Annotated in this window: 14 protein-coding genes; all 14 read right to left on the bottom strand. The window is 52.9% G+C overall.

Annotation, left to right across the window (positions count from 1 at the left end):
• Nucleotide 1 precedes the first annotated feature (1 nt).
• The 14 genes from GCE9029_RS13870 to GCE9029_RS13805 are packed head-to-tail and all read right to left on the bottom strand — an operon-like array spanning nt 2 to nt 13,234.
• On the bottom strand, nt 2–2,521 hold the full coding sequence (locus GCE9029_RS13870) for a baseplate J/gp47 family protein (RefSeq protein ID WP_062663898.1): 2,520 nt from the start codon (nt 2,519–2,521) through the stop codon (nt 2–4).
• Nucleotides 2,518–2,883, bottom strand: coding sequence for a GPW/gp25 family protein (locus GCE9029_RS13865; protein WP_062663896.1), 366 nt, complete (start codon nt 2,881–2,883; stop codon nt 2,518–2,520). Before GCE9029_RS13865 ends, GCE9029_RS13870 begins: the two co-directional genes overlap by 4 nt.
• A 14-nt stretch (nt 2,884–2,897) precedes the next feature.
• A complete protein-coding gene (locus GCE9029_RS13860) occupies nt 2,898–3,221 on the bottom strand; it encodes a hypothetical protein (RefSeq protein ID WP_062663893.1) in 324 nt (107 codons plus the stop codon).
• Between the two features lie 13 nt (nt 3,222–3,234).
• Nucleotides 3,235–3,750, bottom strand: coding sequence for a phage baseplate assembly protein V (locus GCE9029_RS13855; protein ID WP_046303122.1), 516 nt, complete (start codon nt 3,748–3,750; stop codon nt 3,235–3,237).
• A complete protein-coding gene (locus GCE9029_RS13850) occupies nt 3,747–4,874 on the bottom strand; it encodes a hypothetical protein (RefSeq protein ID WP_062663891.1) in 1,128 nt (375 codons plus the stop codon). Before GCE9029_RS13850 ends, GCE9029_RS13855 begins: the two co-directional genes overlap by 4 nt.
• Nucleotides 4,874–5,218: a hypothetical protein gene (locus GCE9029_RS13845; RefSeq protein ID WP_062663882.1), complete on the bottom strand. Its 345-nt coding sequence runs from the start codon at nt 5,216–5,218 to the stop codon at nt 4,874–4,876. Before GCE9029_RS13845 ends, GCE9029_RS13850 begins: the two co-directional genes overlap by 1 nt.
• A 15-nt stretch (nt 5,219–5,233) precedes the next feature.
• On the bottom strand, nt 5,234–5,857 hold the full coding sequence (locus GCE9029_RS13840) for a CIS tube protein (RefSeq protein WP_062663879.1): 624 nt from the start codon (nt 5,855–5,857) through the stop codon (nt 5,234–5,236).
• Entirely contained in the window at nt 5,858–6,067 is a 210-nt protein-coding gene (locus GCE9029_RS13835; RefSeq protein ID WP_062663877.1) for a hypothetical protein, read from the bottom strand. It lies immediately after the preceding gene.
• 8 nt (nt 6,068–6,075) lie between these two features.
• On the bottom strand, nt 6,076–7,719 hold the full coding sequence (locus GCE9029_RS13830; RefSeq protein ID WP_062663874.1) for an eCIS core domain-containing protein: 1,644 nt from the start codon (nt 7,717–7,719) through the stop codon (nt 6,076–6,078).
• Nucleotides 7,712–9,721, bottom strand: coding sequence for an ATP-binding protein (locus tag GCE9029_RS13825; RefSeq protein ID WP_062663871.1), 2,010 nt, complete (start codon nt 9,719–9,721; stop codon nt 7,712–7,714). The genes GCE9029_RS13830 and GCE9029_RS13825 overlap by 8 nt, the downstream gene beginning before the upstream one ends.
• Nucleotides 9,721–11,028, bottom strand: a complete 1,308-nt coding sequence (locus GCE9029_RS13820) for a Pvc16 family protein (RefSeq protein WP_062663869.1) — start codon at nt 11,026–11,028, stop codon at nt 9,721–9,723. Before GCE9029_RS13820 ends, GCE9029_RS13825 begins: the two co-directional genes overlap by 1 nt.
• On the bottom strand, nt 11,025–11,876 hold the full coding sequence (locus GCE9029_RS13815; protein WP_062663867.1) for a hypothetical protein: 852 nt from the start codon (nt 11,874–11,876) through the stop codon (nt 11,025–11,027). The genes GCE9029_RS13820 and GCE9029_RS13815 overlap by 4 nt, the downstream gene beginning before the upstream one ends.
• Nucleotides 11,877–11,889: 13 nt before the next feature.
• Nucleotides 11,890–12,696 (bottom strand): T4 family baseplate hub assembly chaperone, encoded by an 807-nt coding sequence (locus tag GCE9029_RS13810; RefSeq protein WP_062663865.1) that lies wholly within the window; start codon nt 12,694–12,696, stop codon nt 11,890–11,892.
• 10 nt (nt 12,697–12,706) lie between these two features.
• Nucleotides 12,707–13,234 (bottom strand): phage tail protein, encoded by a 528-nt coding sequence (locus GCE9029_RS13805; RefSeq protein WP_002538811.1) that lies wholly within the window; start codon nt 13,232–13,234, stop codon nt 12,707–12,709.
• Between the last annotated feature and the right edge of the window lie 61 nt (nt 13,235–13,295).

Here is a 13,295-nt window from a genome sequence, read left to right as displayed (position 1 = left end):
ATCAACGCCCTCCATCCATATCGAGAAGGAACACGCCATTGCCCGGATGGCTGATATCATTGTCGATCCGCGCGATTTCCGTGCGGCCGAATTCGAGCTTTCTGTCTATCAATCCACTGGTTCTTGGGTCCCCAAAACGACGGAATCGTGTCACTTTGGCCGCAATCACTCCTTCCACATTTTGAGCGGCAGCCAACCAAGGTGAGAGATGGAGCGTTTCTCCAGCACGGAACCGATTGGGGTGTAGCAAACCCAAAGCGCCATCAGGCAAACGGTTTGGCGAGAACAGTTTCAACAAGCGCTGGCGAACATGGGATTTCGACGTATTCGGCGCAACACAAACATGAAGCGTCACTTCAAGGGGAACATAAACCGGAGACGACACTTCTACATCATGGGCAGCGAGACGGAATTTTTCGTAGTGGTCACGAAGCGTGGTTCGTAATGTGTCAGATACTTCTACCCTGTCGTCCGGATCGGGCAAGGCAAAGGTCGTCATCCAACTGCCCGTATGGATGTAGGCGCAACTGACGTCCTGAATACCCGCCACCCGTCGACCCAGCGTTTGATAATCTTCCCGCGTCACTGCCCGCTCTTGTGTTTTGAACAAGAAAGGCGCGCGTTTTCTGATTTCCGCGTTGGTTTCTGGGTTTCGCCCTCCTTCACCGGGCGTGATATTGCGTACTTCGGTGACTTCTGGAATAGGCAAAGCGAGATGGTAGAGCTTGTCAGCACCGATGTGACCTGCTGACCCAACGCCTACCCGATAGGTGGCTGTAAACCGGGTTTCGGGCAACGGACGACGACCGTAGACGTTGTCACCAAAGCGCAGTGAAACCACGCCATCCCGCTCGATTTCCGTGGTAAATACCAAGGACGAATCGTCTGACGCGAGCATATCCCTGACGACGTGATAAGGACGCACTTCAACGCCATCATCTGCATCAAGAGAGACATTGGCGAATGTTTCGCTCGGTGAAGGTGTTTTCAAAAGCTCCGTCGCAGGCGCGCCCAGCGCATAGTCAGGGGAAAACGTCAGTGGGCGATTGGCGAGCGTCGGCTGGTATTTTGGGGTGATGGTTTCAGCTTGCTCCTGCTCGCAATTGGCTTCTGCGCAGCTTGCTCCTTTCGCACTACCAGCTTGCATACCCTGCCCCGGCGCCCAACTCAGCGTTGGCAGTGGCACTTCTGGTAAACGCTCGCCAAAAATCGTTTGACCATGGTCCACCAGCACTATATTGCCCCGGGCAACGGTGACGGGTTCAAGGTATCGGCGTCCTTCCTCAATGGAAGTTTCTGATGAAATGCACATAGGGAAACGCAAGGCATCCGCGCCATGCCAGACAATCTCTGTGATTGGCAATTCCGTTACCGGATCGAGGAGCGGCTCACCATCTGCATCGAATGCCTGCACTTGTGTGAGGAGAACCACCTGACGTTGCGACAGTTGTCGGTCAGCTGGACTGCCACTTCGCGCCCCCATGACTTCCTCAAATGCCAGATACATGCCCGCTTCCAAGTCAGGGAAATGGCCATCTAAAGTGGCACTGACAGCGCCTTTTGGCAGGTAACAACGGGCGTCACTCCAAGTGTAAAAAGTGATTTCGTTATGGAGGTGAAAAAGCGCAGGTACATCATGGCAGGTTTCATACACTGCGCCACTTTGCGCGAGCAAAGCGTCGTCTCTCGCGAAAGCTCTGGGTTGCTCACTCAGTTGGGTACACACCGCGCTGCCTTGGGGAATGACCAAGGTGGCGGGGGCAATAGGATGTACATCTGCCGACACGGCAAAGTGGCAAAAACAGCGGGCATTACAGCCATCATCCACGCTGTAATCCACCAGTCGTGTCATGCGTTTGAGCGAAATTCGCGAGCGCGCTTTATTGAGATAGGCTTCCGTTGTGGCAGCATCTTGTTGGTAAGCCAGTTGGTCAGCGGTATAGGCCAGCACTTCCACCAGCGCAGTAGAAAGGTCTGCGGGATGTCCGGTCGCCGCGGCTGGTGCCGTCATGGAAAGCCTGTCGAGCATCATACGGCGGAAGGAATAGAAATCTCTCGCCGTGTAATCAATCTCAGTTTCAACGGCTTCGGGTTCAGGGCAATCGCAACTGCTTTGACAGTCGAATGGCGAAGGGCATTCTACTTTGAAAGAGAAACCAACTGATGCCAGCGCGGGATCTATCTCTGGTGGTGGAAGCGGATTTAATGCGCTGGTGACGATGTTGATGGTGTAAGGCGAGAAATCACCGGGCTCGGCGACTTCAATCACCAATACATTGGTTTGTCCGTCCAGTCCCATTGTGACATTGACTATTTCAATGGCATTCGGCCCTTCAATGCGAATGTTATCGACGGTGTAAACAAACGCACCGGGATCATTGACCAAATACAGATGAAGAAACCGTTGGCGATCAGTTTCCAGCGCCGCTTCACGGTCGATCACTTCAACGAAATCTATGCCATTCAAATCGGACTGGCGCACCGCCTCACGTCGGCGTTGGTCGCAGCAAAAATAGATCATGCTGACACCTCCCGCTCAAACATGGCTTGTTGTGACTCTCCGGTAGGAAGAACGATGTAGGCGACATTGATGAAAAGCGCGCCATTGTCGAAATAGACGTCTACCTCAGAAAGATCGATATCGTCCTGCATCCAGGTTTGCAGCGAGGTCGCCACCAGACTCCGAGTGTTCTCAATCACCGCTTCGCTGACGCCCGCGAAAAGAAGGCGGTTCAGCCCGCACCCGAATGTTGGCATCATCACCCGCTCGCCCGGCTCGGTGAAAAGTACCTGCTCGATACGATCGCGAATGACATCCAGCCGCGTCGTGGTCGCTGTCCGGCCTTGGGTATCAATGCGATAAGGAAAGTTGGGATATGCCATAAGGATTCACTCCCTTAGGTCGCCAGTACACGCGCTTGAACCACGGATGGGAGCAAAGGCGTGCCAGTGGGTGCGCAAACAGATTGTCCCGTTTGTAACGCGAAAGGCTGCCCCAATGACAAAACGCGTACTGAACCTGAAAGCCACTGCCCCGTCACACAAGGACCATTGCCAGCGTTCGGCGGTGGCATGGCACAACCGGCGACGGCATAAGGTGAGGTTTGCAACACGGTAGGTTGTCCCGACACCATCACCCTCGGATTAGGCACAGTGGGTGTCGCCTGCCCACCATGGGCGCAGGTGACTGTGGCACCAACATGAAGAATCGCTCCTGGCATTGCTACATTCCTCTTAGGTGATGGTTAACGCGCCATTGTTGATATCCACGGTTGGTCCCACCATCGATATCTGCGCCCCTTTGCCGTTGTTGATGAAAATGCCCGCGTCAGTCACTGACAGCGTTGCCCCTGTTGCTGTTTGCAGCGTGATACCACCCATGCCCATTGGCCCGCCGATATCGCAAATCACGATGCCGTTCTTCGCCATAGTTTGCAGCGTGATGGCAGAAATGGGCGGCACTGCGGTTCTCGCCAGCGTCGGTACATCCGAAGGCGAACCTGCAAAACATCCCGTCCAAATGGGGTAATCCACATCCCCTTGTTCAAACTCTATCCACACGCCTGCACCAATAGGTGGGACCGAGAAAATTCCTGAGTTCAAGCCCAACACAGGCAGACAAGGCATACACCAGCTTCCGGGAACCATGCCTGACACGCTGGGAACCGTGGCGAGGATCCGCCCTTGCTGCATTGGGTCAACATTGTTGACCACGGTGCCGCGGAATTTACCGTAAAGAGGTGTTGTCATGCGGACACCCTGTTAACGGTCGACAGCAAACCGTCCCTACTCAATTGAAAGTCCTGCTTCAATTCGCCTTCCTTAAAGGTGGTGGTAACAGATTCCACATAGTGAATGCCATTGAATGCTGGGCTCGAACCTCGCACATACACCAAGCGCCTAGCCATCAACAAAGAACCGTAAGCCAGCACGTCCAACGAGCCTGTCATTTTCAACACGCGAACCGCGGATTGGGCCGCTTTCGCCATGCCGATCATGGCCGCCTGAACCGGTGAGTATTTAGCGGTTTCATAGATGTTTTTGGTTTTTAAAGTGATGGGGCGAATCAAGCCCAATGGCGGATTGAGTGGATTGAAGTCTGGCACTGGAATCGTCAGTGGCATTTTGGTCTGTGGATTCTGAATGGTGATCAGCGGAATGTAGGCTTCCTGCGCATCATATGAGCCAGACAGCGAAGTCACATTTCGGTTGGCATCCAAGTCGTCATTGAGCGGTTTCTGTACTTTCCCGATACGAACATCCGGCCCCCAATACGCGACAGACACACCAACGGTATCCGTGGTTTCTGTGTAGAACACGTACCCCACGCGATCGGCCAGCGATTGGATATAGGCGAGATCGGTTCCCTGCTGAGTGGGTATGCGGTCTGTCGGTACTGGCACATCAATCAACACAGACGGGATAACTTTTGGGACAAGCCCGAGGAACGCATACTTCGCCAGCACCAAGTTGATTCGGGCAAAGTCCGGCATAGCGGGAAAGCGCATAAAGCTGAAATCGAGATAGCTGAGCACATGCGTCAAATCACTTCCTGTCACCGTCATCCGAGACACACCCGGAGCGCTGGCAGGGCTGACATTGTGTTGGGTGATCACACCGTCCATCAACACACTCTGCTTGCCGTGCATTTCTACCGTAATCACGGTGCGCACCAGAGGGATCGGATTGTTGCTGGCAAGCATGAAAATGGTGTGCAGCGGCGAATTATTGTCGATCTCAAACACCAACTGAAAACCAGAAGGCCCCTCAGTTTTGGATTGCACTTCACAGGAAACAAAGGCGTTGATAACGGCTTTTGAAACCGGAACCGGTGCAACAGGGCCAATGTAGAGGCTCATGACTACTTCAGACATCAGCCCTCCCCATCGCCCGAAGAAAGGGTAATTTTCCGGCCCGGTGTTGCTACTAAATCACCGGGATAGGCTTCCAGGTTGGAATCAGCAATGTGCCACCAACGCGATGGCTCCGAGTAATACGCTGCCCCCAGCAAATCCAACCTGTCTCCTTCCCTGCCCAAAAGCATGGGTGCGGTACCTTCCGCCGCGGGTTGGGGAACGAAACGGCGACGGACAAAGACCTTCTCTGTGCCATTGCTGTCTGTCATCACTTTTAAAGGCGCGCCCGCATAACGACTGCTTGGCGTAAAGTCTGCGGTTTCGTCGGTATTGCTGAGAAGGTACTGGGTAAGATCAGTCATGCTATTTGCCCCTAATCATCCATCAACCGCTGGTTTGATGACTTTCGCTGCTTGCTTCTCGATGCCATCAAGGTAATGAAGGAAGAGCGACGAAGCAGGATGGTCAAAGCCCAAATCATCGACCGACAACACTTGCAGTGACAGGCTGGCTTTGGCGCGAATCGGATTTAACTGCGCGCTGAAAAACTCTTCTGCCACAGAAAGGCTACCGACTTTCACAGGCATTCTCCGACGCAATCCCCAACTGAACACTGGCAAAGGCTGAGTCATCGGAATAATGGTGAGCTTGCCTTGTCGCGCCAGCGTGTCATTGTCTAGAAGCTGACGTTTGGTGGGCGAAATCAGGCTACGAAGCGCAGCGATGTAATGCCCTATTCCGTATTTCACGGCGTCCTCATCACCGCGTGACATGGCATCTGTCGCATCGAGAATGGCATCAAACGTAATGGTTTCTTTTGGCGGACCATTCAGACGAAGTTGTTCACTGCGGGTTTCAGAGGTCGATGGTGATTTCACCTCAAACTGGGTATTGAGTGAGTCCGGATTAATTAGCAAAGGAATGGCACTCATTGGCTCCGCGCTTTGTGGATCCAAAAGAACAATTCCCGCTTTGAGGTAGTTAGGTTGGGAAGACAGCATTTAGCGCGCCCTCCTAGCTGCAACAGTCCGGGATAATTGCCTTGCCGCTGAAGCCGCAGCTTGCTGCTGTGCCAGCCTTTGATGTTCTGATGAAACGGATGTCATACCCGGCCAGTTTTCCCGAACGGCATCAGACATCACGCGATAAATTTCGCGATAGGAGGCGTTTTCAGCGATGTCGATTTGATCGAACCTAATCGTGACTTTCATTCATCCTCCTATGGCACCGCGAGATTGCCAGGAATGGTCCACCAAAGCGGTGGCGCTAATGATGGGATCATTCGAACACCGCGATAAATAAGATAACCAATGCCAACGGCAGCAGCCCCTGCAACCACAGGTTTAACGGCTGGGCGCAAATCCGGCATTTCGGGAAGCTCTGGCATACGCCAAGGCTCTGAAGGCGGCTCCACAGGTCTTGGTGTTGGGCGCGGAGCAGGCCTTGGTGAAGGCACAGGATGTGGGTTTGGCTGTGGGACAACTCTGGGAACAGTACGCGGCAGCAAAACCGGAACCGGTAACCGAACTCGGATTCGCACTCTTCTCGGGGCTCTTCTTCTGCGTGTGTTCCGGCATCGGTAGTAATAAACACCATTGGAAGCAGAACCACCCACAGCAGGCCAAACATCAATATTCTGCAAAGGGTTCGCCACAAATGGCATGGTCGGAAAGGCGTAAGACCACATGGTGGTTGCGGGGCCAATGATGCGCTGGTAATTGGCTATATCGCGGTTTAACTGGGCTTCGGCATCAACCTGACGACCGTTTAACCAAGAAGCAGGCTTGATTTCCCCAACTTCATCAACAAAAGGACCTTGAGACCATTGCTTAACCATATCAGGTCGCGTTGAACCGGGAATTTGAAAGCCGGGGTGACCATTTCCCAAACAAGGTGTTGTGGGAGATATCGCTTGGTGAAGTACGCCACAGAACCCACCAATCTGGCGGTGTGCAGCGACGCCAATCTGACCCATTGTCATCGTTGGCACGTTACAACCTGCTACGATTGCCCGCTGGATTACTGGAAGTCTTCCCTGTCGCGATACGCCATCCAACAACTTAGCTTGAGGAATGGGTGCCGAAGGCTGCGGTCGGTTATCGCCAAAAGATTCCACCGCAGATTCTGGGATGAGATAGAGCTTGCTCTCTGGAGTCTCCAGCGACTGCAAATCAGTAAACAGGCTTTCAACCTCAGACTGTTCCATCATCTCGCCGAGAAATTCAAGGTCGTGAGAAGGTGATTCCGAGCCCACGACTTCCGCAGACTCTGCCGCACCCATCCTTTGTGGGAAACGTCCGATCGAGCCTTGCGGTGACGACACACTGAAGCGCTTACCCGCAGCAAATGCATCACCACCCCGATCAGCTTCTTGCTCGTAAGTGTCACCCGCACCTTGAAGCTTCGAAAACGCCAGTCCTCTACGCTGCTGCACCACATGCGTCAGCTCATGCCCAATCAAACGTAAGCCTTCCGGTGTATCAGGCCGATAGAATCCGCTACCGAAATAGACATCATTGCCTGCGGTAAATGCCTTTGCCTCGAGTTGTCGGGCATAATTTTGCGCCGTACCACCGGTGTAGAAATTCACATCCGGCAGCGCAGTACCGAAGGTCTGTTCAGCACGCTCTCTTAACGATTGGGGAATAGCACCATCAGGTTGAGTCGCACTCGTGCTGATAGCAGGCTTTTTCAATACAGGACTGTTCGCTGCTGCTTTCGCAGCGCAAGCAGAACAAGTGCCTCCTGTCGGTGCTGCATTTCCACAACCGCATTTTTTCTGAATCACAAAACCGTTACGCGGGGTATTGGTCGCTTTCTCGGCATTGGATTTTTGCGGTTGTAGCGAGGAGAACTCAGCCATAATCTAAGTCCCCCGCTTTAATAGGACGCTCCAGCTTTTGAAGCTCTGCCGCGGCCGCTTCCATCAGCCACCGCATAGACACCGATTCATTGTGTTGCGCCGCGAGAAACGCACCATTCAGTGCAACGTTGTGAATGCTGCCGCCTGTGAGGTTAAGTCGAGCAAGCCGAGCAGGGTTAACGTCGGAAGCCAATGGTGTTTGGGTCGGGAATACAGAGCGCCAGATCCGCTCTCTTTCCGCTGGCGCAGGGAATGGGAAATCCACCACAAAGCGCAGACGACGCATAAAGGCTTTGTCGATTTGGGATTTTAGATTGGTGGCTAGAATCGCCAATCCGTTGAACATTTCAATCCGTTGCAACAAGTCATCGATGCCAATATTGGCGAATCTATCATTGCTGTTTTTCACCTCGCTTCGCTTGCCAAACAGTGCATCAGCTTCATCAAAGAAGAGGATGGCTCCACAGCGCTCAGCCGCCTGAAATAAGGCGCGCATTTGCTTCTCGCTTTCGCCGATATATTTGCTGATCACACTGGCAAGGTCGATGCGGTAAAGATCGAGGTTCAGGGTATTCGCAATCACCTCTGCTGCCATGGTTTTCCCTGTCCCGCTTTCGCCGCTGAACATGGCGCTAATGCCCATGCCCCGGCTCATGCGTTCACGAAACCCCCAGGACTGATAAACACGGCTGCGAAGAGCAACCTGAGAAGCAAGCTGCTCCAACATCTTGGTTTGGGATTCCGGTAACACCAGGTTGTTCCAACTGGCTTTGCATTCGATACGTTGGGCGAGCTTTGACAGCTCGGTTGACGCACCGCGCTGGCAGATTTGCCAGAGTGCTTTTTCAAATTCTGAGTCGCTATCTGAGCCACTTTGCGCAGCGGCCACTGAAGCGGAACGGAAAATGTCTGGCTCGCTCATCGAAAACTGTTCGGCCAATCTTGCAGGAAGCTGCTTTTTGTCAACCGGGAGCAACTCAGCCCATATCGATTCCTGCTCTTGCACCGAGGGGCGTTTCACTTCAAGCGGAAAGCTTCTGCTTGAAAGGGCTGCAGAAGCGTGACCTGTCTCAATCAACACCAATCCACGCAATCTCTCGACAAACTGCGCTGCCAGCTTTTGTTTTGGCGCATCGTCCGCTTCTTCGACCAATAGCAGCATGGGTAAAAGGCTCGCTTCCCGCAGCCACAGCCTTGCCAATGCATCTAAATCGTTAGCTCGTGTAGGTAGATTAGCGGCATTAATGCGTTGCAAACCGATATTTAATTCGGTCGAAATAGAGACCGCCATTGTACGCTTAGCAAAGGCATCATCACCAAAAAGCTCAAACACGGTCGAGGTATTATTCATTTCGAAGCGCTGGCTTTGAGAAAGGTAATTTAATGCGGCATCCAACTGTTGGCGCTGGGATGGCATAAGAGAAGCAGCAGATTCTGAATTGGCAGGCTCAAGTAATACGGAAAGGCGTTCATCGATATAGCTAAGACCTCGGGCAAAATTCACCACCCGCTCATCGGCACTCAATACTCCGTCACCAGAACCTAACGGCTGCCATTCCACCAGCAACCAGTAACGAAGTGGGGAATGCGGTGAAAAGCTGCTCCAGTCACATTCAGGAATCCGTGATACACAAAGTATCGCAGTCGGAAAAGGATTTGAGTGATTGCCGGAAAGTACCGCGCAACGCTCTGCTACCAAGGGTTCAAGCGCTGCGGCAACCACCAACGCCAATACGCTCTGGTCGCTTTCGTTAAGTCCAAACTGATCATTCAAGACATTGATTGAACTCGGGTTGCCCGCTTTGGTTTCAGAACGAAATCGAGCATTTATGGATGAAACCGATTCCGACGATGTGGTGCTGTCTTCATCTGACAGCAATTTGAGCGCCCAATCTACCAAGGCGGCTAAATGAGCGTTGTTCAACGCCTGCCAGCGCTCAAGAGATTGCAGCTCTTTGGCTTGTTGTTGCTCAGAAATAGAAAATTGGATGGACTCAGACATTATGGCACCACCACTACCTGAGTCGGGTCGAAAATCGGTGCCCGAGGGGTGAAGTCAGGAGCAACAGGTGGTCTGTCGCGAAGGATAAACCAGCTATCGACACCATCAACACGCAATCTGGCTGGGTAACTGCCTGCAGCCAGTGGCCCGAAGATAAAAACAAGGGTGTTTGTCGCCAATGCGACAGATTCCGCCGTCGCCCCTTCTGAACCGAGCCACATCATGGCTTGTTGTCCGGGATGAACATGCGGGGTAACGCTTAACGTGACAACCACAGTTTGACCATTTCGCACCACACTGGTGGGCGGCAAGGTCATCACTGGGGCGATTTGGGCGGAAAGTTGATTAGATTGTAATGGTTGACCACCAACGTCAGCAGTAAAGAAAAGTGAATAGATACCTGCTGCCCAATTGGCTGCAGCATTCGGCAGTGTCACTGACTGCGCGCGTGCTGTTCCGCCCGCCTCTGCATTGATTGTATGTTCCACCTCCTGTGAGATATGCGAGAGCGTAAATCGAGGATTCGCGCCATCCAGCGCAAAACCTTCGGTGTCCAGGGTATCTCCCAACCTTGCACTGGGCTGCAAGGCGGGAGGGATAATGCGCGCCAGTTGGGGAACTGACGGAACCAGACTTGGCTGGACATCGGGCCCAGTATTTCCGGGGCCAATGGTCAATACCGGAAGCGCTTCCCGCGTGCCTTGTTCAACTTGCATCAACACGGTTGATACGCGGTAAGTGGCGGAGGGACGATACTGACTTTGCAATGCGCTCCATAACGCGGATTTTTCCGACACGGGCATTGGGTGGGGCGCGATACGAATCGCCTCAGCCTGATCAGCCAAACCTGTGTCTGCCAGCGCTTGGAGAAGCGGTGGAAGGCCCGCAGCAATCGCGGGTGAAGGGTTTAACGCAGTTTGAATTTCTGCGCGGGTAAACCCCGGATGCTCGTGAAGAATTTGCATGGCATAGCCAAGCAATACATCGTTGTGCAAATCAGCGGTGCTATACGCACTCACGATGTAATACAAATCCAGCGGCAGCGGTGTGTTGTTGATTCTATCGCCGTCGCTGTTTCGGGTTGGCAAACATTGGTTTGCCCAGGCAGCGTTGACTTCGGTGTGATAAAGAAAAACATTCAGCGCAGTTGCATTGTCTTCTTCTTGCGCCAACATTTGGTCGGGTGGAAGCGCGTGAACAGGCACATTGGTGTTGACCATGGTTGCCACGTCGTGATCAACCAAGCCATCATTCAGCAAATCCCGGAGAAGTTGAGTGATACCAGCAATGGCCAGCGCGCTGCTCATCGTTTGCCCTCCTGACGTTCACGAAGGTAATCACTCAGGCTGACTGGCGGCTTCCAGCTTGGCGTTTTTTTCTCTGCCGCTTTTGGCGCTGGCACAATGGAAACATGACCAATGGTCACAGACACTTCTAGATGGTCTTGTGGGCTCCCTTCACTTTCTGCTGAAAGAGCTGATTCAACGGGCGAAGCCGATATCTTGTTGTCGGTTCGGGTAGAATCCGATTCATTACCTAAGATCGACGCGGCCACCTGCTTGGTGAAGTCACGGCGTTTAGCGGACCGTTGCTGAGTTTCAGGCACCACAGAGTGAGACGCTTGCTCTAAATCCCTCAGCTCCGCGAGGGTCGTGTTGTTGGACTCAGGGTGACTAAAATCACTTGAGGGAGCCTCAACGTTAGTGGAATTCGTCGGCTGGTTATCTGTGATTCCCCGGCGCTCGACGTTTGAAGAGTCTTGCTCATCGGAAGTTAACTGCACATCCGTTTTGGAACTCTGTATTGAGTGACTCATCACCTTATCTGGTGAAGTGGGACTATCTGGCGACGTTGGAAGCTGTAAGGAGTCAACTTCCCTGTAAAAGCCAGTTTCAATATTTTTATCAATACGTTGCGACAATGAATTGTTTGATGTGGCTGCCGGAGAGGTTTCACTGTGCTGGTTTTGAGTTCGCTCGACCTTCGAATTTGTCAGCTCGGGCGTTAGCCATTCAGTGACACTGTCACTTGCAGAGTCTGCCCCTGTGTTCGATATGGTCTCTCCCGCGTGGGAGTAATAGGAATGCACTACAGGTTTAAGCGATTGCTCACCGGAGACATTGCGGCGAAGAAATTGGCTGAGACCTCGACTCATCGCACTCCCCTCCTCACTCGATAATCATCGCAATGTGGCGACGGCGACGGGCTGGGCTCATGGTGAGAATATCCTGGCTGGACCAACCGTATGCGGACGCGAGCAAATGCACATCCCAAAGCTGTTTCTCAACACTGGCAGAGAGCTGTGCCCAGAACTGGCTGGCAATATCAAATTGATGCAAGGTTTGCGCACCGCACTCCGGACAAGCCGAATTTAGTGACACAATGGAAAGAGGCTCACAGGCCAGCATTTGCTGTTCAATCTGTTTGAACAGCGCCTCCCAAGCACCTTCTGGATTATCCCTCTCAGCCAGCGCAGCGCGAATTTGTTGGAAACCTTCGGGGTCGATCACTCGCTGTGCGAATTGAAACATCATGGCTTCGCTGTTATCCAGCATGCTTAAATCCGCAATACGAGGAAGACGAAACTGACAAGGGATCCCTTCAAGATCCGTGTCGTGATAAGCCGGGAGGTACGCATCCGTATCCAGAGAAGCCTGTACCGCATTCCACGCATTGGAGAGCTCTGGTGAGGCGGTATTCAGGATTTGCGAAACAGTAAATGAGAGTTTGGTTTTCTCTCCACAGGCACTGCACGCCGCTTCTACTTCAATGGCATCGCCAAACTGGCGCTGGTACGCAAGCATCAATAAATGATCACGGCCAGCAACCGTCCAATCAGGCAATGAAGGCTTCAGCGAATCAGGCACAAACGCCCCCGCCAGAAGCGCCGCTCGCTCCTGCGCTCGACTTGCAGAAGCAGCTTCCCAGACTTCCACCTGACGATTATCATTCAATGCCTGCAATACCATGCCCATCAGCGTCTACTCACTGTTCCGGATGAACGAAACTTGGCTCTTGCGCTGGCGTCACCGTCATACGCTCCCAGCCTTCGTTTTCGATTTTGATGGATTGAATCATGAACGCTGAACTGGAAGCATCGAGTCCAGGCAGCGCTTTGTACTCCGATACCCAGCAACGATAAATGCTGTAACTCAGCACCTTCTGGCCAGCTTCATTCATCACTTCCAGAATCAGGTTTTTGTGGAGATCTGCCAGCGATACTTCACCGCCGGGCTCAGTGCCGATTCGCCAAACCTTATTCGCCCACTGTTCGAATTGCAGATTTTCCGTCACACCACGTTCTAGAGTGATGGCTTCAAATTTCACCTGCCCTGGCGACTTGCGCGTGTGTGATGGATCGCCACCTGCGCGGTATTCATTGACTTCCACCGTGCGGCTGAGACCAGAAACTTTCTGCACCGCCGCCAACACTTCACCACCGGCTTCCTTGATGATGAATTTGTACCCGGGATACGGCACAACCCGTTGACCGTTCACGTTGAGCTGAGACATAACGCCCCCTCGCTACATGTCCATAGAATTCATTGAAGTCGCCGATGACCAACGCCATCGG

The sequence above is a fragment of the Grimontia celer genome (assembly GCF_900055185.1).
GTDB classification, from domain to species: domain Bacteria; phylum Pseudomonadota; class Gammaproteobacteria; order Enterobacterales; family Vibrionaceae; genus Enterovibrio; species Enterovibrio celer.
This window is presented reverse-complemented; position numbering and strand designations above follow the sequence as displayed.